At 35.4% G+C, this 22,236-nt stretch carries 20 protein-coding genes; 12 read left to right on the top strand and 8 right to left on the bottom strand.

Annotated elements, in window-relative coordinates; all coding sequences use genetic code 11:
- Positions 1 to 23: 23 nt before the first annotated feature.
- Positions 24 to 1,289, bottom strand: coding sequence for a transcription termination factor Rho (rho, locus tag ACFIJQ_RS00780; protein WP_015857121.1), 1,266 nt, complete (start codon positions 1,287 to 1,289; stop codon positions 24 to 26).
- A gap of 555 nt (positions 1,290 to 1,844) precedes the next feature.
- Here rho and ACFIJQ_RS00775 point away from each other — a divergent pair.
- The 6 genes from ACFIJQ_RS00775 to polA all read left to right on the top strand — a co-directional run bounded on the left by ACFIJQ_RS00775 (position 1,845) and on the right by polA (position 8,668).
- Positions 1,845 to 2,669: a pyruvate, water dikinase regulatory protein gene (locus ACFIJQ_RS00775; protein WP_273787545.1), complete on the top strand. Its 825-nt coding sequence runs from the start codon at positions 1,845 to 1,847 to the stop codon at positions 2,667 to 2,669.
- 12 nt (positions 2,670 to 2,681) lie between these two features.
- Positions 2,682 to 3,278, top strand: a complete 597-nt coding sequence (locus ACFIJQ_RS00770; protein WP_273787544.1) for a Maf family nucleotide pyrophosphatase — start codon at positions 2,682 to 2,684, stop codon at positions 3,276 to 3,278.
- On the top strand, positions 3,271 to 4,140 hold the full coding sequence (locus ACFIJQ_RS00765) for a shikimate dehydrogenase (RefSeq protein WP_273787543.1): 870 nt from the start codon (positions 3,271 to 3,273) through the stop codon (positions 4,138 to 4,140). The genes ACFIJQ_RS00770 and ACFIJQ_RS00765 overlap by 8 nt, the downstream gene beginning before the upstream one ends.
- Positions 4,140 to 4,724: a dephospho-CoA kinase gene (coaE, locus tag ACFIJQ_RS00760; protein WP_273787542.1), complete on the top strand. Its 585-nt coding sequence runs from the start codon at positions 4,140 to 4,142 to the stop codon at positions 4,722 to 4,724. Before ACFIJQ_RS00765 ends, coaE begins: the two co-directional genes overlap by 1 nt.
- Before the next feature lie 4 nt (positions 4,725 to 4,728).
- Complete coding sequence (gene dnaQ / locus ACFIJQ_RS00755; RefSeq protein ID WP_273787541.1) at positions 4,729 to 5,436, top strand: DNA polymerase III subunit epsilon; 708 nt, start codon at positions 4,729 to 4,731, stop codon at positions 5,434 to 5,436.
- 322 nt (positions 5,437 to 5,758) lie between these two features.
- Positions 5,759 to 8,668, top strand: coding sequence for a DNA polymerase I (polA, locus tag ACFIJQ_RS00750; RefSeq protein WP_375628037.1), 2,910 nt, complete (start codon positions 5,759 to 5,761; stop codon positions 8,666 to 8,668).
- A gap of 5 nt (positions 8,669 to 8,673) precedes the next feature.
- On the opposite strand, the gene ACFIJQ_RS00745 is transcribed toward polA, so the two are convergent.
- The 7 genes from ACFIJQ_RS00745 to ihfB all read right to left on the bottom strand — a co-directional run bounded on the left by ACFIJQ_RS00745 (position 8,674) and on the right by ihfB (position 14,466).
- On the bottom strand, positions 8,674 to 9,537 hold the full coding sequence (locus tag ACFIJQ_RS00745) for an endonuclease/exonuclease/phosphatase family protein (protein ID WP_375628035.1): 864 nt from the start codon (positions 9,535 to 9,537) through the stop codon (positions 8,674 to 8,676).
- Positions 9,538 to 9,649: 112 nt separating this feature from the next.
- On the bottom strand, positions 9,650 to 10,423 hold the full coding sequence (locus tag ACFIJQ_RS00740; RefSeq protein WP_012754440.1) for a Bax inhibitor-1/YccA family protein: 774 nt from the start codon (positions 10,421 to 10,423) through the stop codon (positions 9,650 to 9,652).
- Between the two features lie 1,003 nt (positions 10,424 to 11,426).
- Positions 11,427 to 11,930, bottom strand: coding sequence for a signal peptidase II (gene lspA / locus ACFIJQ_RS00735; RefSeq protein WP_273787538.1), 504 nt, complete (start codon positions 11,928 to 11,930; stop codon positions 11,427 to 11,429).
- Positions 11,920 to 12,774 (bottom strand): RNA methyltransferase, encoded by an 855-nt coding sequence (locus tag ACFIJQ_RS00730; protein ID WP_273787537.1) that lies wholly within the window; start codon positions 12,772 to 12,774, stop codon positions 11,920 to 11,922. Before ACFIJQ_RS00730 ends, lspA begins: the two co-directional genes overlap by 11 nt.
- Positions 12,775 to 12,776: 2 nt before the next feature.
- Positions 12,777 to 13,712 carry a class I SAM-dependent methyltransferase gene (locus ACFIJQ_RS00725; RefSeq protein ID WP_375628032.1) on the bottom strand — a complete coding sequence of 312 codons (936 nt, stop codon included), beginning with the start codon at positions 13,710 to 13,712 and terminating at the stop codon, positions 12,777 to 12,779.
- A gap of 171 nt (positions 13,713 to 13,883) precedes the next feature.
- Positions 13,884 to 14,180: a lipopolysaccharide assembly protein LapA domain-containing protein gene (locus tag ACFIJQ_RS00720; RefSeq protein ID WP_375628030.1), complete on the bottom strand. Its 297-nt coding sequence runs from the start codon at positions 14,178 to 14,180 to the stop codon at positions 13,884 to 13,886.
- A 7-nt stretch (positions 14,181 to 14,187) separates the two neighbouring features.
- The gene (gene ihfB, locus ACFIJQ_RS00715) at positions 14,188 to 14,466 is read right to left on the bottom strand and encodes an integration host factor subunit beta (protein WP_012754445.1); all 279 of its coding nucleotides are present in this window, start codon (positions 14,464 to 14,466) and stop codon (positions 14,188 to 14,190) included.
- Positions 14,467 to 14,650: 184 nt separating this feature from the next.
- On the opposite strand from ihfB, the gene lptC reads away from it, so the two are divergent.
- The 6 genes from lptC (at position 14,651) to rlmN (ending at position 21,791) form a co-directional block, all read left to right on the top strand.
- Positions 14,651 to 15,295, top strand: coding sequence for an LPS export ABC transporter periplasmic protein LptC (gene lptC / locus ACFIJQ_RS00710; protein ID WP_375628028.1), 645 nt, complete (start codon positions 14,651 to 14,653; stop codon positions 15,293 to 15,295).
- A gap of 76 nt (positions 15,296 to 15,371) precedes the next feature.
- Positions 15,372 to 15,971: an LptA/OstA family protein gene (locus tag ACFIJQ_RS00705; protein ID WP_012754447.1), complete on the top strand. Its 600-nt coding sequence runs from the start codon at positions 15,372 to 15,374 to the stop codon at positions 15,969 to 15,971.
- A gap of 6 nt (positions 15,972 to 15,977) precedes the next feature.
- Positions 15,978 to 16,772 carry an LPS export ABC transporter ATP-binding protein gene (gene lptB / locus ACFIJQ_RS00700; protein WP_012754448.1) on the top strand — a complete coding sequence of 265 codons (795 nt, stop codon included), beginning with the start codon at positions 15,978 to 15,980 and terminating at the stop codon, positions 16,770 to 16,772.
- Positions 16,773 to 17,661: 889 nt separating this feature from the next.
- The gene (ptsN, locus tag ACFIJQ_RS00695; RefSeq protein ID WP_012754449.1) at positions 17,662 to 18,126 is read left to right on the top strand and encodes a PTS IIA-like nitrogen regulatory protein PtsN; all 465 of its coding nucleotides are present in this window, start codon (positions 17,662 to 17,664) and stop codon (positions 18,124 to 18,126) included.
- 1,892 nt (positions 18,127 to 20,018) lie between these two features.
- Positions 20,019 to 20,522 carry an invasion associated locus B family protein gene (locus tag ACFIJQ_RS00690; protein ID WP_273787736.1) on the top strand — a complete coding sequence of 168 codons (504 nt, stop codon included), beginning with the start codon at positions 20,019 to 20,021 and terminating at the stop codon, positions 20,520 to 20,522.
- A gap of 42 nt (positions 20,523 to 20,564) precedes the next feature.
- On the top strand, positions 20,565 to 21,791 hold the full coding sequence (rlmN, locus tag ACFIJQ_RS00685) for a 23S rRNA (adenine(2503)-C(2))-methyltransferase RlmN (protein ID WP_012754451.1): 1,227 nt from the start codon (positions 20,565 to 20,567) through the stop codon (positions 21,789 to 21,791).
- Positions 21,792 to 22,236 lie beyond the last annotated feature (445 nt).

Below are 22,236 nucleotides of genomic sequence, written 5' to 3'. Positions count from 1 at the left end.
TCCTAATAAAAACTTTAATGACTCTACGTATTCATTGAATCAAAAAATTCACTATTGTTTTTTGTTTGCTTTAATTTATCAATCAGAAATTCAATTGCATCTGTTACATTCATAGATGCTAAAATACGACGAAGAACAAAAATTTTGTGTAAATCTTGTCGTTCTACCAGAAGTTCTTCCTTACGCGTTCCTGACTTTAAAATATCCATAGCAGGGAAAATACGCTTATCAGCAACTTTTCGATCAAGAACAATTTCAGAATTACCTGTTCCTTTAAATTCTTCAAAAATAACCTCATCCATACGACTTCCTGTATCAATCAAAGCCGTTGCAATAATGGTTAAAGATCCACCTTCTTCAATATTACGTGCTGCACCAAAAAAACGTTTTGGACGCTGGAGAGCATTTGCATCCACACCACCTGTTAAAACTTTACCCGAAGAAGGAACAACTGTATTATATGCACGTCCAAGACGTGTAATAGAATCAAGAAGAATAACAACATCGCGTCCATATTCAACGAGGCGTTTGGCTTTTTCAATGACCATTTCTGCTACTTGTACGTGACGTATTGCAGGTTCATCAAAAGTAGAAGAAACCACTTCTCCTTTTACTGAACGCTGCATATCTGTAACTTCTTCTGGTCGTTCATCAATTAAAAGAACAATGAGATAACATTCAGGATGATTAGTGGTAATAGAATGAGCAATATTTTGAAGTAAAACTGTTTTTCCTGTCCGAGGAGGAGCGACAATTAACCCTCTTTGTCCTTTTCCCAATGGAGATATCAAATCAATCACGCGTGATGACATATCTTTCTCTGTAGGATCTTGTATTTCCATTTGGAAACGCTCATTTGAATAAAGAGGAGTAAGATTATCAAAGTGAATTTTATAACGAATCTTTTCAGGTTTTTCGAAATTAATTGTATTAATTTTAAGGAGAGCAAAATAACGTTCTCCCTCTTTTGGACTACGTATAGGGCCTTCAATGGTATCGCCTGTTTTTAAAGAAAATGACTGTATTTGTGCTGGTGAAAGATAAATATCATCAGGACCAGGAAGATAATTAGCGTCAGCAGATCTCAAAAAACCAAATCCGTCTTGTAAAACTTCAACAACACCCTCTCCTATAATTTCTACATCTTGTAGAGCAAGTTTTTTCAAAATAGCAAACATTAATTCTTGTTTGCGCATAAGAGAGGCATTCTCAACTTCTAATGTTTCAGCAAAAGAAACAAGTTCAACGGGATTTTTGCTTTTAAGTTCTTGTAGTTTCATTTTTTGCATGAAATATGCTCTTTGTAATTAAGGAGAAGATTATCTTAAATAATTTATGGAAATTTATGAATGAAATATTCTTAAGAAGAAAAATATTTTACACTCAATTTTTTTAATCTGCAAGTACCATTTATATGAAATTTATCCCTGTAATATTAAGTAATTATATGAAAAACTTGAAAAAATATAAAAATACAAATAGTGTTTAATTTATTTTATAACAAAAATATGAGTTAGAGTTATAGCATTAATTAAATGCTATTCAAAAGTATTTTTTACAGAAATTTATATTAATAAATTTATATTAAAGAAGGGATTCTTCTTATTTATAACTGTGTTTAGTGTGGATTATTATTTATCCTCAATTTTATCCACAAAAGGGACTAAAAAAAAGAATAAAAATAACACTATCTTAAAGATATTATCCCCTCTTTTTTATAAGAGGTATAAAATTATCACAAGCATTTAATTTGTGTATAAAAACGAAGAATTTTTCCTAAATTTTAGTTTTATAAAAAACGGTAAGGATATATACACATATCTTAACAAGGAGTTAAAATTTCTGTGACAAAAGAAAAAAAATTCTTTCATTTACACATGCTTTCTGATGCAACAGGAGAAACATTAATCTCTGTTGGAAGAGCTGTGGCATCGCAGTATACAATGAGTCAGGCAACAGAGCATATCTACCCTATGATTCGTAATAAAATACAGTTACAAAAAGCTCTTGATGAAATACAACAAGAGCCAGGTATTGTTCTTTACACAATGATTGATGAAGAATTTAAACTTCTCCTTCAAAAAAGCTGTAAAAAAATAAAAGTTCCTTGTATTGATATATTGCATCCTGTTTTAAATGCTTTTCAGTCTTACCTTGGAATGCCAACACATTTACGTGCGAGCGCACAACATGATCTTAATGCAGATTATTTTCGCCGTATTGAAGCACTGGATTTTACAATAGAGCATGATGATGGACAGTCTTCCAGTAGCTTATCCGAAGCAGATGTGATCCTTGTTGGAATTTCAAGAACCTCTAAAACGCCAACAAGTATCTATTTAGCAAATCGCGGAATAAAAACGGCTAATGTTCCTCTTATTCCTAATATTGATTTGCCAGAATCCCTTTTAGAGGCAAAAAATTCTTTAATTATTGGTTTAATTGCTTCAGCTGAAAGAATCTCACATATTCGCCAAAATCGAGATTTGGGAGAAGGTTTTGCTCTTGATAGTTATACAAATCGTATCAACATAGCTGAAGAATTAATCTATGCAAAACGCATTTGCGAACGTTTTGGTTGGCCTATTATTGATGTCACAAGACGCTCTATTGAAGAAACTGCTGCTGCAATATTTGAACTTTTATCACGATTTCGTGAAGGAAAATGAGAGAAAATTCTCATGAACGCAGATACGTTAATATTAGCATCTCTTAGTTTTTATCGTGCAAAATTATTAAAAAAAGCAGGTTTAAATTTTTTCATTGAAGGAGCTTCTTTTGATGAAAGAGAAGTAGAAAAAAAAGCAAAAGAAAAAACACCTAAAGAACTCAGCTGTTTTCTTGCGGGTGCAAAAGCAAAAAATGTTTCAGATCGTTTTCCTGATGCTTTCGTTATTGGTTGTGATCAAGTGCTTGATTTGGAAGGTAAAGTTTTTCACAAAGCAACAAATATTAAGGAAGCACATCAACGTTTATGTGAGTTATCAGGAAAAACCCATTCTCTTCATAGTGCGGTAGCTTTATTTAAAAATGGTCAAAAAATTTGGGTTGAAGCTTTTAGTGCACATATGTCCGTCCGTTTGCTCTCGTCAGAATTTATTGAACATTATTTAGCACGCGTAGGAAAAGATGTTCTAAATAGCGTGGGAGTATATCAAATTGAAGGGGAAGGGATTCATCTCTTTGAAAAAATTGAAGGAGATTTTTTTACCATTGTTGGTTTACCTTTGCTGCCTCTACTCATAAAACTGCGTCATTTAGGAATTATTGATGGTTGACTTAACAATAAAAAAAATAAATTATCCGCGTGCTTTTGTTGTTGGTTCTCCAATTCATCATTCAAAATCGCCTAAAATTCACAATTTTTGGCTTAAACAATATGGTTTACAAGGAGAATATCTTGCACAAGAAGTAACATCTGAAGAATTCAGTCATTTTATTGCGTCTTTACAAAAAATAGGCTTTTGTGGAGGAAATGTTACTTTACCTTACAAACAGGAAGCTTTTCGTTTAGCAGATTATAAAGATGAGAGAGCAACAATGATTGGTGCTGTTAATACACTTTGGTATGAAGGAAATAAGCTTTGTGCCACTAATAGCGATGCCTATGGTTTTAGCGCTAATCTTGATGATTTTGCATCTGATTGGGGAGGGGAAACAGCTCTTGTTTTTGGAGCAGGTGGTGCCGCACGCGCTATCATATATGCCTTAAAAAAACGCGGATTTGAACAGATTTATTTGGTTAACCGTACAAAACAACGCGCCGATAATTTAGCTCAGCATTTTGGAAAAACCATTAAAGTTTACGATTGGCATAAAATCCATGAAATACTCCATCAAGCTGATTTGATTGTTAATACAACCTCTATTGGTATAAAAAATCCAGAAGAAAAAAGTGATTCTTTTTTTTGTGATTTTCATAAAGCAAAAAAAACGGCGTTAGTAACAGATATTATTTATACACCATTGATAACTCCTTTTTTACAACAGGCAAAGGCTTGTAATCTCAAGACGGTTGATGGGCTTGGGATGCTTCTACATCAGGCTGTTATAGGGTTTGAACAGTGGTTTGGAATAAGACCACAGGTAACAAAAGCTTTACGGACAGCCATTTTAGAGGATATGAGTGAAAAAAGATAATGAAGATCATAGGATTAACAGGATCAATTGCTATGGGAAAATCAACAGTTGCTGATTTTTTCAAGCAAGCGGGTATTTCTGTTTTTAGTGCTGATGAAGCAGTACAACAGCTTTATAAAAGTGAGCCAGCTTTGTCATTCATAGAGCGTATTTTTCCAGGTGTTGTTGAAAACGGTGAAGTTAACCGTTTGAAACTTTCTGAAATTTTGATTGATGATAAGGAAAAATTACAAACATTAGAAAAAATAATTCATCCTTTGGTGCAAGAAAAAGAAAGGGAATTTATTAATATAGCGCGTGAACAGGGGAAAAAATTAGTTATTCTTGATATTCCACTTCTATTTGAAAAAAATGGTGAAAGTCGTGTGGATAGCGTTATTGTTGTTTCTGCCCCACCAGAAATACAAAAAGAACGTGTAATGATTCGCGAAGGTATGAATGAGAAAAAATTTGCCTTTATCAATGCTCAACAAATGCCGGATGAAAAAAAACGAGAACTTGCTGATTTTATTATTTATACAGGGAAAGATTTAGAGAATACACGTCAACAGGTTTTTGATGTGATAAAAAAACTAAAGAATTGAAGTCATGCGGGAAATTATTTTTGATACAGAAACAACAGGTTTAGATAAAGAAAAAGATCGCATAATCGAAATTGGTTGTGTAGAAATGGTTGATCGTTATCTTACGGGGCGCCAATTTCATGTTTATTTAAACCCTGAAGGCGTTATTATTCCTGATGAAGTTGTAGCAATTCACGGATTAACCAATGAACGCCTAAAAAACGAGAAAAGTTTTAGTGATATTGTTGATGAATTTTTGGAATTTATTAAAGGCGCTACAATGATTGCGCATAATGCGAGTTTTGATATTGGTTTTATTAATGCAGAATTAAAACGCGTCAACAAACCGCTCATCAGTGTTGATAATATTCTTGATACACTGGCTATGGCACGGCGTAAATTCCCTATGGGTCCTAATTCTCTTGATATTTTATGTAAACGTTTTGGAATTGATAACAGCCATCGTGTTCTTCATGGTGCTTTGCTTGATGCAGAAATTCTAGCCGATGTTTATATTGAACTGATCGGTGGAAAACAAGGTGTATTGGGTTTTGGTAATAGAAGGGGTGTTGATGAACATATCCAGAATGATAAAGATACATCTTATGCAGTTAAAATTCGCCCACAGGCTTTACCTTCAAGATTGAGTACGCAAGAAAAAAGGTTGCATGCCGATTTTATCAACATGATGGGTGAAAAAGCTCTGTGGAATAACTTCAAAATTCATGAATAACATCATCTTTTCTCTAAAAAAGTCACTATTTAAATTAAAGAATATAGATGTCAAAAAAAACGGTCGTTGTGGGGAGGGGAACACCACAACGACCCTGTCGCTACATCGTACCTCAGCTATCATAGGAGGAGCAAAATGAAAGCTATTAATCCTGTAACAGCAAAGAAAAGCTCTAGGTACTTAATATAAAGTGTAACGACTTCATGTCTTATGAAAAGAAAAAATGGCTTTTTAGAGGCAAAGTGAAAAAAATAAAATAAAAGTGAAAAAAATATATAAGGGTAATTTGCGTTTTTAGCTGAAATGGAGAAATAAAATTGTCATGAAAGCAACAGATCATCTTTTTTTGGTTGACGGATCAGGCTATGTTTTTCGTGCTTATTATGCTTTGCCGCCTTTAAAACGTAAAAAGGATGGACTTCCTGTAGGAGCAGTAGCTGGTTTTTGCAATATGTTATGGAAATTACTTTGTGATGCTCGTAATACAGCGACTGGTATTGTTCCAACACATTTTGCTGTTATTTTTGATTATTCATCTGATACTTTTCGGAAACAAATTTATCCTGAATATAAAGCGAATCGCGCTGAACCTCCTGAAGATCTAATTCCTCAATTTGCGCTAATACGCCAAGCAACGAAGGCTTTTAATTTGCCTTGTATTGAAAAGGAAGGCTTTGAAGCGGATGATTTGATTGCTACCTATGCAAAATTGGCAACAAAGGTTGGGGCAAAAACAACCATTATCTCTTCTGATAAGGATCTTATGCAACTCGTAAATACGCATGTATCTTTGTATGATGGAATGAAAGACAAGCATATAGGTATCTCAGAAGTTGTAGAAAAATGGGGTGTTGCACCTGAAAAAATGATTGATTTACAAGCATTAATTGGAGATTCAACGGATAATGTACCAGGTATTCCAGGCATTGGTCCAAAAACTGCAGCTCAGTTGTTAGATCAGTTTGATTCTCTTGATCTTTTGTTGCAAAATGTAACAGAAATTAAACAAACAAAACGACGTGAAAACATTCAAGCTTATAGAGAACAAGTTAAAATTTCTCGTGAACTTGTTAGGCTTAAAACAGATGTTCCTATAGATAATGATTTAGATGATTTTATTTTGGAGCCACAAGATGGTCCACGTTTAATTGCTTTTTTGAAAGCGATGGAATTTTCAACATTAACGCGTCGCGTGGCAGAGGCAACGACATGCGATGCAACTGTTATTGATGCACTTGATATAGATGTTGAATGGGAAAAACTGAGCCACGGGCATGATTCCGATATCAAGAATACTGAGCGCGCATCTCTTCATAATTTTTCTGAAAATTCTCCACAAGTTTTTGCACAAAAACGTAAAGATCAAGCGCTGACTCAAAAAATTACAAGAGATGCTTATACAACAATTCTTGATGAGGAAATTTTAAAATATTGGTTATCACAAGCACAAGAGCAGGGTTTTTTCGCTTTTAATACTGAAACAACATCTCTTGATCCGATGCAAGCAAAGCTTGTTGGTTTTTCACTCGCATTACAGCCAGAAAAAGCAGCTTATATACCTCTTGAACATTTTGATGAAGGAGAAGAGGATCTTTTGAGGGGCGGGCGCATTACCTCGCAGATTGAGACCCGAAAAGCTTTAGCACTTTTAAAACCAATATTAGAAGATTCATCGGTGTTAAAAATTGGTCAGAATATAAAATATGATTGGTTGGTGATGAAGCAATACGACATTATTACAAGCTCTTTTGATGATACCATGCTTTTATCATATGCTTTTGATGCTGGAACGTTAACCCATAATATGGATGATTTGTCTGAACGTTGGCTTGAGCATAAACCAATTTCCTATAAAGATTTAACGCATAACGGAAAAAAAATTACTTCTTTTGCACAAGTAGATTTAAAACAAGCAACCCTTTATGCAGCAGAACATGCTGATATAACGCTACGCCTTTGGCAAGTATTAAAACCGCAACTTGTTGCTCGTGGAATGACAAAAATTTATGAACGTCTTGATCGACCCCTTGTAGAAGTTCTTGCAAGAATGGAAGAACGTGGGATTCTTATTGATCGGCAGATTTTATTGCGTCTTTCAGGAGAATTGGCACAAGCTGCTTTGATTCTAGAAGAGGAAATTTACAAACAAGCTGATGAAAAGTTTAATCTTGCTTCGCCAAAGCAATTAGGGGATATCCTTTTTGGAAAAATGGGATTACCTGGAGGCGCTAAAACTAAGGGTGGACAATGGTCAACTTCTGCACAGACCTTAGAAGAGTTGGCTGCTGAAGGTCATGTTTTACCGCGTAAAATTATTGAGTGGCGTCAACTTGCAAAGCTAAAATCTACCTATACAGATGCCTTGCCTTCTTATATTTTTTCAAAAACAGGGCGAGTTCACACGAATTATTCTTTGGCAATAACATCAACAGGGCGGTTATCATCATCAGAGCCAAATTTGCAAAATATTCCAGTGCGGACTGCTGAAGGACGTAAAATTCGAACAGCTTTTATTGCTCCCAAAGGACATGTGTTACTTTCTGCTGATTATAGTCAGATTGAATTGCGCATTCTTGCACATATTGCGGATATAAAAGCATTAAAAGAAGCCTTTGCTAAAGGGCATGATATTCACGCTATAACGGCATCACAAATGTTTGGTGTTGCGATAGAAGGAATGCATTCAGATATACGACGGCGTGCAAAAGCGATTAATTTTGGTATTATTTATGGTATTTCAGCTTTTGGATTAGCCAATCAATTGGGAATTTCACGCCAAGAAGCGGGTCGTTATATTCAACTGTATTTTGAAAGATTTCCAGGAATTAAAGATTATATGGAGAAGACCAAAATTTTTGCACGTGAAAATGGTTACGTAGAAACAATTTTTGGACGTCGTATCCATTATCCAGAAATAAAAGCAAAGAATGTAAAAATTCGTTCTCTTAATGAGCGAGCAGCTATTAATGCTCCAATTCAAGGTTCCGCGGCTGATATTATTCGCCGCGCTATGATACAGATGGAAAATGCTTTAAAAGAAGAAAAATTATCAGCAAAAATGTTGCTGCAAGTGCATGATGAACTGATTTTTGAAGTACCAGAAGAAGAGAGTAAAAAAACCATGGCTGTTGTTAAAAATGTTATGGAAAATGCTACAATGCCGATTTTATCTTTATCTGTACCGCTTGAAGTAAAAGTCATGACGGCTCAAAATTGGGATAAGGCACATTAATTTTTTTATTTATTTTTAAGAATGTTGATTGCGTTGGAAAGATTAAGATAGGCTTTGATAGGCAAATGATCTGAAGCAATGCGTGCAAGCGGTGAATGATGATTTTCAATACTTGTTACCAATTGGTGGGGAAAAGAAAAAACTCTATCAAGGGCTAAAAAAGGAAAGCGAGATGGAAAACTTGGTACAACTTCAAAAGTGCTATCAAAATAGGGAGAAAAATGATTTAAAGATGAGCCTTTTCCCATCCGCCATTCATTAAAATCTCCTATGAGGAGTGTAGGCATAAGGGAGCGTTTTTGGAAAATTTCAAGGAGCATTTTTGTTTGTTGTTTACGAGAGTAACGTAATAAGCCAAAATGAGCCGCAATAATACGAATAGGGCCTGCTGCCATTTCCAACTCTACAATTACAGCCCCACGTGGTTCAATACTAGGCAGAGTGACTTGTAAAGTATCACGTACATATCCCTTTCGCAAAAAAAGAGCATTCCCATGCCAACCGTGTCCATGAGGTGACATAGTATTAAGAGGTACAGGAATCAAACCGGTTTCAGCTTTTAATAGCTGAAGATTAATCAAACCGATGCGTTCTCCAAAACGTCTATCTGCTTCTTGAAGAGCAAGGATATCAACTTGTAATTCAGTAATAACACGGACAATTCTTGTAGGATTAAAAATTTTATCAACACCTACACATTTATGCACATTATAGGAAGCAACAGTCAGATCATAATTACTATTTTGATTGATGATGTTTGATTGATGATGAGAGCGGCTGTGAATTGCATTTAAAAGGGAGCTATGGAGTTTTTGTTGGATAAAACTGGTAAACCAAGGGAATTTTTGCTTATAAGGTATTTTTGTCATTTTGCGAAAAGGATAGTCCCTAAGAGGCAAAGGGTAAAGACTTACACTAAAAACAAAAGAACCTTGTCTCTTTTAGAAACAAGGTTCTTTAATTAAGTTATGATTTCTGTAATCAATCACGGTTTGAGCCAAGAAATTGTAGCAAGAAGACAAACATATTGATGAAATCAAGATAAAGATTCAACGCGCCCATAATAACTTTACGTCCTCTGGTGTCGCTTTCATCTCCTTCATAATACATCAACTTAATGCTTTGGGTATCGTAGGCTGTTAAACCAGCAAAGATCAACACGCCAATCACAGAAATAGCAAATTGCAAAGCGCTTGATCCAAGAAAAATGTTCACAATCATGGAAAGAAACAAGCCGATCAATCCGATGAATAGGAATGAACCGATTGCTGTGAGATCACGCTTTGTCGTATAACCATAAAGTGAAAGAGCTCCAAAAGCTGCAGCGGAAATAACAAATGTTTGCACAACACTTTCTGTCGTATAGCGCAAAACGATTGAAGACAGTGAAAGACCAACCAGAGCAGCATAACCAAAAAAGAGGCTACGAGCAGCATTTGTGCTCAATGTATTAATTTTAAAACTGAGGAATAAAACTGCTATGAGTGGTGCAAACATAACAATGTAAGAGAATGGCGATGTATAAAATGTTACTCCAAATGATGTTAAATAAACACTGCTATTGATCTGAGCTGCTGCTTGGCTCATATCTGTTGTCGTTGCTAATGATACAATTACATAAGCGGCAGCAGCTGTAATAAGCAAACCAATGGCCATTGTATTGTAGACACCCAACATATAGTCGCGCAATCCCTGATCAATTGATGCATCGGCGTGAGAAGTAGGCGCCGAACGTAAATTTTTAAAATTAGCCATAATATAAAATCCTTTAGCATATGTCCCGTCAGGTATAGGGCTTTAAAAGTGTCTCTGTCATTACACAGATAAGCTTGGCATAAGCCTTAATTGGGCAAATACAAAAACCCTTAAGAATCACTGACAGAATTCCAGCATATTTGCTCTTATTATGGAGATTTATTTAAAAATTACAAGAGATTTATATGAAGAAGGAACCTTACAAATTAGTAAGGAAACGGTTCATTTTAATAAAAAATATTTCCATTTTTCGCCATATTTTTACAAGATAAAAAGACTGTACTCAAAAGGTTTTTATTATTCACAGAAACTATGTAATACAATCCTTTATAAAATATCCACTATTTTTGCATTTTTAAGAAGAGAGGCAAGTATCTATAATACTATTTTTCAACCTTCAATATTGCACCTATTTTGCACGGTTAGAAGAGCTATTGAATTGGATTTATATAACATATTGATATATAAGGATAAACTGTCTTTTTGTATGCTAAATGATATTTCAAATAAAAGAGATTTAGGCTATTAAGGGCTTTTATCGAATATGAAAACGGTAATTTATATTTATAATCAATAGGTTGCTTTAACAAGACACCATTGAAAATAGTTGAAAAAATGTTTTTTATTAAACAATATATAAAACAAAAAAGGAGAGTCTTTTAACGAAGCACTTAAGAAAGGCTCTGTAAAAAACAATACCTGTAAAAACTAAAAAACATATGAAAAGCAAGTGTTCTAAGCAAATAATAGAACTTTAAATGCTGTAAAATATTTTCTCTCTGAATTTGATAGAGGACATATGGATAAAAAATATTGATTTCTATTTGAGTTCATTTCTTTTGCATTGACCAAGTGTAGAAGTGTAAAGTTGAAAAATAAGATTTTATAATTTTATGAAAAGAAACACGAAAAACAATTAGCTGCAAGAATTATCCAAGAAAAATCAATTTATAATCAGGCTTATGATGGTCAAAAAGCTCTGTTTTCTAAGACAATGAGCACATCAATGAGAAGATGTACTGTTAGAATGACGTTTTGCTTTCATCCAAGTGCGCAATTCTTCAATAAGGATGGCAATAACACCGAGAGTGATAAAACTATCTGCAAGGTTGAAAATAGCAAAATAAAAAATATCATCAATATGAAAGAGTATGTAATCAGTGACATGATGAAAGCGAATACGATCAACGAGATTGCCAATTGCTCCCCCAATAATAAGAATAAGGCCAAAGCGCATTAAAGACTTATTATGTTCAGTATTTTTCCATAGCCATAGAAGGAAGATAATCACAATGATTGTGATGGCGATGATTCCCCAGTGAGAAAAGGAAGAAAAAAACGAAAATGCAATGCCAGAATTACGCACATGATAAAGGGAAAGAAAAGGAATAAGCGAAATTTCTGTTCCTAAAGGCATATTGTGCATAACCCAGTATTTGACAGCTTGATCAAGTACTACTGTAAAAGCCAAGCCCAAGAGAAGAAAAGGGAGTGATTTACGCATCATATTTTTCCTCACATGGTTCCAGTATTAAATAGGGGCGACGGATTTCATAAAGCATAACAGCTGTTGCTACAGCTAGATTAAGCGAGTCTGCACGTCCGCTTTGTGGAATACGCGCAAGTTTATCACACCGATTTGTAAGAAGATCTGATAATCCCTGTTTTTCATTTCCCATTAAAAGGATAATAGGGCCATTTTTGAAATCAAGTGTGCGATAATCCAGAGATCCTTTGAGATGTGTTCCAACGATCATACCTTTAAAGTGAGCAGACCAGTTTAAAAAGGCGCTTTCATCAAGACGATAAAGTGGTACAGAGAAAATAGATCCCATGGTTGCACGGACCGTTTCAGGCGAGAAAGGGTCTGTTGTTTCGCCAATTAAAATAACACCTTTAGCACCTACAGCATCAGCAGTTCGAATAATGGTACCAAGATTTCCAGGGTCACGTACACGATCAAGCGCGATGTAAACATCTTTAATCTGTCCTTTTATCATTTCAAGAGAGTGCCATTTTTGCTTGAAAATACCAATAACTGTTTGTGGATTATCGCGTCGGGTAAGTGATTCCATAACCTTTTGTGAGGCTTTAATAACAAAACCACCGTTGGCTACAGCACGTGCGGCAGTATTTTCGATAGCAGCATTACCGATTTTACTTTTAGAGAAAATAAGCGTCTGTATTGTCCAGCCGAGATTGAGAGCATCAATGACCAATTTCAATCCTTCTGCCATGAAAAGACCTTCTCTATTACGGTTTTTCTTTTGGCTAAGTGCTTTAAGGTCTTTTATGATGGGGTTGCTAAGAGAGGTAATTTCTTTCACTCTACCAGTTTTGGGTCTACACATATTCAAGCAATCCAACGGCTAAAAAGAGAAGTAGAAAGAGCACGTCCTGCAACTTCTTCACGCAAAATGAGTTCTCCTGATTCGACTGTACCACCAAGATTTACAAATGCATCACGCATTAAAGCATGAAGTGCAAAGAAGGAAGCACGAATAGAATAAGCTGTAAGGACAACAGAGAGCGGTTTATCAGAGAGAAGTTTACGACAATTTGTGATCATAGCGGGTAAATGATCAAACAGTTGCCAAATTTCACCATGGGGTCCACGCCCATAAGCAGGGGGGTCAAGAAGAATCATATCATAGCTTTTCTTACGACGCAGTTCACGCTCGACAAATTTCATAGCATCATCGCAAATCCAGCGAATAGAATGATCTGGTAATCCTGCTTTTTCTTGATTAGCTTTTGCCCACGCAATGGCTTTTTTAGAAGCATCAACATGGGTAACATTCGCACCCGCTCGTGCCCCAATCAAAGAGGCAATACCTGTATAGCCAAAAAGATTCAACAATTTTATAGGACGTTCGGCTTTAACAATTTGCTCTTCCATAGAGCGCCAATGAGCATCTTGTTCAGGAAAAACCCCCACATGACGAAAGGAAGTAAAACGGCCTAGAAAAAACAATCCATTCCAAGAAAGAGTCCATGTTTCATCAAGTGGCTTTTTAGGAAAATGCCAACGACCAACCCCTTCTTCATCACGGTTTCCTGTGAAAATAGCATCAACATCAGCCCATTGTTTTCGTGGTAAAGCGGGTTTCCATAGTGCTTGACCTTCTGGTCGAATAATGCGGTAAGCTCCATAACGTTCTAATTTTTGTCCATGACCAGAATCAATGAGAGCATAGTTTTCACTTACACCTGTTTCTAAAATAAGTGGCAACTTTTCCTGCGGATATCTATTGTTATGGGAGGAGGATTGAAAGCATTGTGCGGGCATGTTTTGTATCACGGTATATGAGGTATGAAAATATATTATAAAGCTCTTAAGTGTTTCGTAAAAGTGCAAAAGAGCTAAAGCCAATTAAAATATGTATAAAAAAAGAAAAGAGCACTTTTAACTCTGTACTGAATATAAAATACAGAGAGAAAAGATTTGATTAAAATACCATTACACCAGATTTGTGATAGACGTTTTCAATTTCTCGATCTCTGCTTTACTTTTTTTGAGAGCTTTTTTGTATTTGTGATAGGAAAACCAACTGATCAGATTCCCTAATAAAATACCAAAACCAAAGAAAATAAAGAGCCATATAAAAAGGGGAGCATGATAAGTAAAACTTTCAGAATCTGCTCGAAAAGGATCAAGGGTTAACGGAACCATTTGACGATTAGCCACGATAAAAACAATCAAAAACGCTGCGAGAATCACACCGATACTTGTTAGAAGAATACGTTTAATTATCATAAGTTTCTCACTGATTAAGACGGTCGCGTAAATCCTTGCCAGTTTTAAAAAAAGGAATCCACTTTTCTTCAACAGAAACAGCTTCACCTGTTCGTGGATTACGTCCATTACGGGCTGAACGGCTTTTTACAGAAAAAGCTCCAAATCCACGAAGTTCAACGCGATTGCCATTTGCAAGTGCTGTTGAAATTTCCTCAAAAATAGCGTTTACAATATTCTCCACATCCCGTTGAAAAAGATGTGGGTTATGACGAGCGATAATTTGCACAAGCTCTGATTTTACCACAATAGCCTCACTTTCACACAAAAATTTTTTTGTAATTGTGCACTTCATGCATATTACAATATATAAACGGATAAAAGCAAAATAAAATCAAGAAAAAACAAATTGCAAGAAACAAAATTTGAAAATACCTTCTATAAAGGTTATACAGATTAAAAATGCGGAGTATTTAAGAGATTAGGAGAGTATGTCCGTACACAATAATTATGAAGCCTTTTCAACGCAATCATCTTTTGGAGATGTTTTTAAAAAAGCATCCCGTCATTCGCGTCGCATTAGCATATTAAAAATTTTTTTACCTCTCTTAGCGTTGATTTCAGCGCTGGTTTTTTGCTGGTTTACGTTTTTCTTGGTTCCCGTTACTTCTGATTCTATGCCTTTGAATAATGAAGAGAGTGGCGTGGTGAATTTGACGATGCTCAATCCAAAGTTAGAAGGGTATACGCGTGCTCATGAACCTTATTGGCTTAAAGCAGAAAAGGCATTTCAAGACCATACACACTCTGGAATGATTGGGTTGCAAAACATTACAGCTAAAGCATTTATGGGCCAACAAAAACAGGTTTTTCTCGCAGCACAAGGGGGGATTTACGATAACATTAATGGTTTTTTACAGTTGGACAAGCCATTCACCATTACGACGAATGATGGGATGATGGCACAATTTATGTCAGCAAGTATTAACTTATCCGAGGGACAGTTAAAAACAGATCAACGTGTTAATATTCAGCAAGCGGGTTTGCATCTTGCCGCAAATGCCTTACAAATCCGAGAAAAAGGAAAAAACATGTATTTCCATGGTGGTGTGCATTTAGTGCTTCAAAAGCAATGACGCAAGATCAATACGAATCTTCAAAGGATATTTATAAAGAGAAGTATGTGTATATACAAACAGAAGAATTGAAATAATGAAATCGTACAAAAGATGGATAGGTGTGACCTTGGCTTTTAGCATGGGAATGTTAGGAGGAGGAGCAGTTTTAGGATATGCTGAAGTGGCCCATTTTGGAATAAGTTTATCAAGCGACAAAGAACCGGTAGAACTTCATGCAGATTCTTTGGAAATACGTGATAAAGAAGGGATAGCGCTTTTTAAAGGTGATGTTTCAGTGGTGCAAGGTGAACGTCTTTTAAGAACGGCAAAATTAGTTGTTTACTACGATAAAGCATATAAAGAAATTGATAAAAACAAGGAAGATACAAAGGCATCATCTGTTTCTTTATTTGGTTCGTCGGGTATACAAAAAATGGAAGCTTTAGGAAAAGTTTATATAAAAATTGCTACGCAAATTGCTACGGGTGATAAAGGCGTTTTTGATGGAAAGTCAAAAATGATGAGTTTGACAGGGAGTCATGTTGTGTTAACTGATGGTGACAATGTGGCCACGGGGTGCAAACTAACGGCAAATATGGAAAGCGGAAAGGCTTTTTTAGAAGGTTGTGAGACGCCTAAGAAAAAAGGTCGTGTTTCTATTATTTTAAAACAAAATCAAAAGAATGGCCGTTAAGATTTCATGTTTGGAATCAAAAGAAAAAAACAGACCGATAGGTATAATCTTGAAAGTGAAGCTTCAAAAAATCCCTTAAAAGGGACCTTGATTGCTAGTAACTTGATTAAAGTTTATCGAGGAAGACGAACCGTTAATGGTGTTTCTTTTGGCATTCGTACGGGAGAAGCCGTTGGCATTTTGGGGCCCAATGGGGCAGGTAAAACAACTTGTTTTTATATGGTTACGGGGCTCATAAAATCTGATGGAGGATCCATTAAAATTGATGGATTTGATATTACGCATCTTCCGATGTATCGACGTGCGCGTTTAGGTATTGGATATCTTCCACAGGAGGCTTCTATTTTTCGTGGTCTTTCAGTAGAAAATAACATTAAAGCTGTTTTAGAGGTCGTTGAAAAAGATCGCCTTAAACAACGTGAAGAGTTAGATAGCCTTTTACATGAATTTAAAATTGATCATTTACGTAAAATGTCTGCACTTTCGTTATCTGGAGGTGAACGTCGGCGACTTGAAATTGCGCGCGCTTTAGCTTCTCGTCCCCATTTTATGTTACTTGATGAACCATTTGCAGGAATTGATCCTATCGCTATTTTCGATATTCAACAACTTATTCGTCATTTAACTAGGCGTGGCATTGGTGTTCTAATAACGGATCATAATGTGCGTGAGACATTAGGGCTTGTCGATCGCGCTTATATTATTCATACAGGGCGGGTGTTAGTTCACGGTTGTCCTAATGATATTATCAACAACGTTGATGTACGCAGAATTTATTTGGGAAATCAGTTTTCTCTTTGATTTTACAGCTTTCACGAGTTTCCATTTAAGTTTAACCAAACATTATTACTGAAAATCTCCTTATTTATGCCAAAACTTCTTTTATGACTATAACCTTAATGCTGTTATTGAGTGGTGAAAAAGGCTTCATCATTAGAGGGTTAGTTTGTTGTTTTATAAGTTTAGCTTTCTCGTGATTGTATTATAGAAAGATATCACTAGATTAACTTGATAATGAGTGATAAACGAAGCTCTTAATAAATGCGTGCGTTATTGAAAGGTAAGAGATATTTATCATATTTTTCTCTGTCGAATCAAATAATATATCGATGATGCTGTTTTAGGTATTTTGATGGGAGCACCGATTATATATTGCGGTTATTCAATAGGAGTTGTCGTATTTTATTGGTTTATATGGCCTATTTGAAAATAGGAGCTCGGCTAAAGATATCAGGATAAATCTATAAATCTCTAAAAACCTTTATATTCTTGTTATAAGGCGATGTTCAAGCTATACAGTAATTTTCAAAGTAAAGGTCCATTTTGCTCAGTATGCTTTTCATCTTAATTTAAGGGCTCATTTTTAAAGAAAGAAAAACTCTGATGGCGAATTATACATCAACTCTTATGACAAGTTTAATAAATTTATGAATAATGACCTTTTCTAGAGTCGTAAGGAAATTAACTTTATGAACAACTTCATTTCTTTGGTTTCTCATGCCGTTAATGATGATCCGAATACTATTTATTGTTGTGTTAGAAGTGATATGAGATGTATTGAGCCATCATCCATTATAAATTGAAAAGTAAAAACACATGCGATGTTGCGAAAAGTGAAAGAACATTAAGTATCTATACCGTTTATAGGTTTATTGATGAGCATTTTAGCGTGTAAGAGGAAAATTAAAGTATGAATTTGAGTGAGTTAATAGCACCGGAAGCGATCATTCCGGCTCTTAAGGCTAATTCGAAAAAACAGGTTCTGCAAATTTTAGCCGAAAAAGCTTCCAAGCTAACAGGTCTTAGTGAGCATGTGATTTTTGATGTTGTTTTACAACGCGAGAAGCTTGGTTCAACGGGTTTGGGTGGAGGTATTGCGATTCCTCATGGAAAATTACCTGATATTAATCGGATCATTGGTATATTTGCACGTCTTGAAAGTCCTGTTGATTTTGAAGCTCTTGATGACGAACCTATAGATCTCGTTTTTCTCCTTTTAGCACCTGAAAATGCTGGTGCAGATCACTTAAAAGCTTTATCACAGATCGCACGTGTTTTGCGTCACACTGATGTTGTGCAAAAGTTGCGCAATACGCATAATGCTAATGCGCTTTATGCTTTACTGATTCAAACTTCAGAATCAAATGCAGCTTAGAAGATATTATGAGTGTATAAGTTGCAAGGTATACACTACGGAACTTAGAAAATAATATAATTTTTATCTTAAAAGACTGATAACAAAAGGTTATGTCATGCAATTTTGAGAAATCGTTTCTAAGCGAACCTTCTTTTTAAAGAGCAAGTAACAAAAACGAAGTACTTGTTTTTTCTTGTTCTTGTATATTAAAGCATCTAATCATTATGCTTCGTGGGTTCATTTATCCTGTTATCCTGTAAAAAGCCATCATTTGAGGTGTGGAGAGATAAGGCATGTAAGTCTTCTTAATACATTAAATGCTTTTAGAGTGTGTGGTAAATATTCTTAAGCAGACTTGTTTGTAGAGCTTTTGGTTAAGTAAATCAAATAAGTAGGAAGACAAGAGGAGACCGCTCGACGAGAATCCAAACTTTTTCAGTCCAGATTGGATTAAGAATCTTCGTCCTTTGAAAGCGGGAAAGAAATCAACAGAAAAGTTTATTTGTGCATCGAATTTTTTCGTAAGTTGAGTTTGAGTGTTTAGGGATAATATTTTAATGCTCAAGAAGAAATAAGAGTGTATCCTCAGGATAGCAAGATATTGATTTATAAATATAATTCAATATCTTGCATGTTGGATGAGAGATGCGAATACTGTAAGATTCTCTCACTTCAAACCTGTTTATGTTGAATCAATCAAAACCATTTTCTTGCATGTTGTAAACGGAATTAGCGTGTGGATAAAAACTGTACAAGAAAGGGGTAAAAATGCTTCCTATGAATCGTCTCAAGTATCGAGGGTTGTAGCAAAACATTGGGAGCTGGAAAATAGTGTTATGGTGCCAGTTTGCTTCTTCACAAGTGGGGAGGTCAACTATTTTATAGATATGATTTAGATGTCAGCTGTTTTATAGAGCCCATGTCAAAAAACAATTTTGTACGGTAAAAATGAAAGTTATAGCTTTAGGTTGGGTGAAACAGCTTTGTGCATGGGAAGATTTATTCAGATCCACTTTAATTGATTAAAATGTTGTTAAAAAACGATAAGGTTAGAATTGCTGTAGAAAAGGTTTTATATTTTTGTTTATAAATTAGTTAGAAATAAGAGAAGGAAACTTTCCAAAAGAATTCTTAGGAAGTTTTTTATAACAGAAAGGAAAATATCGTCTAACATATTAAAATAATATGATTAAGCTATTATAAGCTACTAAAATCATTTTAGAAATTAATAATTGGAGATGAAATATATAGGGAAATAAGATCAAAAGAAACAAAATGGTATGTGATTATTGAGATAGAATCTGAATTCTTTATGTTTTATTATTAATATCTTGATAATATTTTATTATTTTTACAAGATATTTTGAAGATTGAGAAAAAGTGTTATCGGGACGATATTGAATACGAAGTATGAATGCACTATAATGGGTGAGAGATGGAGTATTTTGCGAACATAAATGTATTGAATGCATAAAGTCGAGAAGTGATATTCGTAAGGCGATTAAGCTTTTTTGCGGGGAGTACGGGGTGTATTTTCAAAATTTTGCATCAGATTGCTTGTGACATAACTTGTGATATAAAAAGTATGGTTTATTTCTTAACAGAATGATGGTATATTTTCATCTCGTTTTGAAGTTCTATAGCTTAAAGAAATCGTTTTTTATACAAAAACGAAATGAGTAGCATAAAATGAAGATGTTATTTTTTAATGTGGTTATTGAATAAGAAGTTTATGTTTTGGTAACGATTAAAAGGTCACAATGAAACGTGGAAATCTATTCTGGTTAGTGTGAAAATATTTCGCTTATTGAAGGAATTAAGACAATAACACATGAATATCGAGGAGTTTTTGTTGAATTTTTCCAATGAAGAGAATCTTGTTAGAGACTAAAGAAGTGAGCTAAATGAAGATGTTTGAAAAGACTGTTATTGCTGCATCTGTAATGGTTCTTGTTACAGCGGGTGTGGCATATGCACAAACGCCGAGCCGTTTAAATCAATTTGAAGCGTGGGGAGCCTATTCTTATAAATCGCCCAAAAATACGATTTGCTATGTGTTATCGGTACCTTTGAAGGCTCTTCCAACGACAGTTAATCATGGTGATAACTTTTTCTTGGTTACCAAGCGTTCTCATTCACCTATTTCGTTTGAACCGCAGTTTATGGCTGGTTATACCCTTCAAGAAGGGTCGAGAGTGACAGTGACCATTGGAGGTAAGGACTTTGATTTTTTCACGAAAGATTCCTCAGCTTGGTTGGCTTCATCAGAGCTAGAAAAGCAGCTTGTTTCTGCTATGCGTGCAGGAAGCAATATGACAGTGAAAGCGATATCAAAACGAGGAACGCATACCACTTATACTTATTCCTTAAAAGGGGTCACTGCTGCATTAAATGCAGCTCAAAAGTGCCATTAAGGTTTCGATAATTTCTAAAATAGTGATGTGAATTGGAAAGCAATGGCCATTTCCTATGACCTTAGACCAGTTGGTTCATGTTTTGCGCGAGAAACAGATAATGTGGTCGTGAAGGAGAGTTCTAAGCTCTCTTTAATTGGTTTGTCGCAAGATGAGATGGTGCAGGCTTTAAAGACAGTTGGTGTACCAGAGCATCAAACGCGTATGCGTGTGCGTCAGCTTTGGCATTGGCTTTATGTGCGTGGCGTTTCAAATTTTGATGAGATGCTGAATATTTCTAAAGCAATGCAAGAAACACTTAAGTGTCATTTCTCCATTGCGCGCCCAGAAATTGTTGGAGAACAAATATCAAAAGATGGTACGCGTAAATGGCTCTTACGTTTTCCTGCACGTGGAGCTGGAAGGCCTGTTGAAATTGAAACGGTTTATATCCCTGAAGAAGGACGTGGTACTTTATGTCTTTCATCGCAAGTAGGGTGTACGTTAACTTGCTCTTTTTGCCATACGGGAACGCAGATGCTTGTTCGCAATCTGACTGCGGAAGAAATTTTGGCACAATTATTGGTTGCACGTGATTGTTTGGGTGATTTTCCTGATAAAAATACCCCTGATGGGGCAATAGTTCCCATTGAAGGTCGCAAAATTACCAATATTGTTATGATGGGGATGGGAGAACCTCTTTATAATTTTGAAGCTGTTAAAAAAGCTTTATTGATTGCTTCTGATGGCGATGGGCTTTCTTTATCAAAACGTCGGATTACGCTTTCAACCAGTGGGGTTGTTCCTGGAATTATCCGAACCGGAGAAGAAATTGGTGTTATGTTGGCGATTTCACTCCACGCAGTACACGATACATTAAGGGATATGCTTGTTCCCATTAATAAAAAATATCCGCTTGCTTTACTAATGGAGGCTTGCCGTAATTATCCTGGTCTTTCCAATGCAAAACGAATCACTTTTGAATATGTTATGCTGAAAGATATCAATGATAGTTTAGATGATGCTAAGCGATTGATTAAGTTATTGAAAGGGATTCCTGCTAAGATCAATTTAATCCCTTTTAATCCGTGGCCAGGGAGCAATTATCAGTGTTCTGATTGGGAGCAAATCGAGCGTTTTGCTGATGTCGTTAATCAAGCGGGCTATGCTTCTCCTATTCGGATACCGCGTGGACGCGATATTTTAGCGGCATGTGGACAACTTAAATCAGCTTCAGAGCGTTTACGGAAATCTGAACGTTTGCGACTTGAAAATGCCATTGGTCATTAGTTAATGCAACTTTCTGCGATATTAAAGCCTATGCTTTTTTTCAGTAAATCAGCATATAATAGCATGTGTGAGACAGAGATTAAGATGGATCAGTGCTAGACGAACAGTTTCAGATTTTATATGCTCAATGGGGGGAAATATTGTATATAGCAGTCTGTTTGCGTAATCTCTAAAATGAGGAGGAAACCTCATTTAGAGGCAATATGAAGTCTTAAGGGTCTTAACTAATTTCCATATTATTATCATACCTTTTAATTCTATTTTATGACTTTCAAAAGCATCTACGGTAATATCTTTTAAAAAGTGGAGATTGTATATTGCCTCACTCTTTTGTTTATTACGTTCTTTAAAAAGATTTCGCTTCACACACGAAAACTCCCGATTCGCTTATAACGTACAAGGGAAAGATATTGTTTGATTCAAAATAAACAGGTTTAAAATGAGA

It is taken from the genome of Bartonella sp. TT67HLJMS (assembly GCF_042193375.1).
In the GTDB taxonomy this organism is placed as follows: domain Bacteria; phylum Pseudomonadota; class Alphaproteobacteria; order Rhizobiales; family Rhizobiaceae; genus Bartonella; species Bartonella grahamii.
The sequence above is the reverse complement of the archived record's forward strand: the minus strand, read 5'-3'. Positions and strand labels throughout refer to the sequence as shown.

Coding starts and splice junctions, on each gene's coding strand:
- rho (WP_015857121.1), bottom strand. CDS start 1,289: ATGCAAAAAATGAAACTACAAGAACTTAAAAGCAAAAATCCCGTTGAA.
- ACFIJQ_RS00770 (WP_273787544.1), top strand. CDS start 2,682: ATGAACGCAGATACGTTAATATTAGCATCTCTTAGTTTTTATCGTGCA.
- ACFIJQ_RS00765 (WP_273787543.1), top strand. CDS start 3,271: ATGGTTGACTTAACAATAAAAAAAATAAATTATCCGCGTGCTTTTGTT.
- coaE (WP_273787542.1), top strand. CDS start 4,140: ATGAAGATCATAGGATTAACAGGATCAATTGCTATGGGAAAATCAACA.
- dnaQ (WP_273787541.1), top strand. CDS start 4,729: ATGCGGGAAATTATTTTTGATACAGAAACAACAGGTTTAGATAAAGAA.
- polA (WP_375628037.1), top strand. CDS start 5,759: ATGAAAGCAACAGATCATCTTTTTTTGGTTGACGGATCAGGCTATGTT.
- ACFIJQ_RS00745 (WP_375628035.1), bottom strand. CDS start 9,537: ATGACAAAAATACCTTATAAGCAAAAATTCCCTTGGTTTACCAGTTTT.
- ACFIJQ_RS00740 (WP_012754440.1), bottom strand. CDS start 10,423: ATGGCTAATTTTAAAAATTTACGTTCGGCGCCTACTTCTCACGCCGAT.
- lspA (WP_273787538.1), bottom strand. CDS start 11,930: ATGATGCGTAAATCACTCCCTTTTCTTCTCTTGGGCTTGGCTTTTACA.
- ACFIJQ_RS00730 (WP_273787537.1), bottom strand. CDS start 12,774: ATGTGTAGACCCAAAACTGGTAGAGTGAAAGAAATTACCTCTCTTAGC.
- ACFIJQ_RS00725 (WP_375628032.1), bottom strand. CDS start 13,712: ATGCCCGCACAATGCTTTCAATCCTCCTCCCATAACAATAGATATCCG.
- ACFIJQ_RS00720 (WP_375628030.1), bottom strand. CDS start 14,180: ATGATAATTAAACGTATTCTTCTAACAAGTATCGGTGTGATTCTCGCA.
- lptC (WP_375628028.1), top strand. CDS start 14,651: ATGTCCGTACACAATAATTATGAAGCCTTTTCAACGCAATCATCTTTT.
- ACFIJQ_RS00705 (WP_012754447.1), top strand. CDS start 15,372: ATGAAATCGTACAAAAGATGGATAGGTGTGACCTTGGCTTTTAGCATG.
- lptB (WP_012754448.1), top strand. CDS start 15,978: ATGTTTGGAATCAAAAGAAAAAAACAGACCGATAGGTATAATCTTGAA.
- ptsN (WP_012754449.1), top strand. CDS start 17,662: ATGAATTTGAGTGAGTTAATAGCACCGGAAGCGATCATTCCGGCTCTT.
- ACFIJQ_RS00690 (WP_273787736.1), top strand. CDS start 20,019: ATGTTTGAAAAGACTGTTATTGCTGCATCTGTAATGGTTCTTGTTACA.
- rlmN (WP_012754451.1), top strand. CDS start 20,565: ATGGCCATTTCCTATGACCTTAGACCAGTTGGTTCATGTTTTGCGCGA.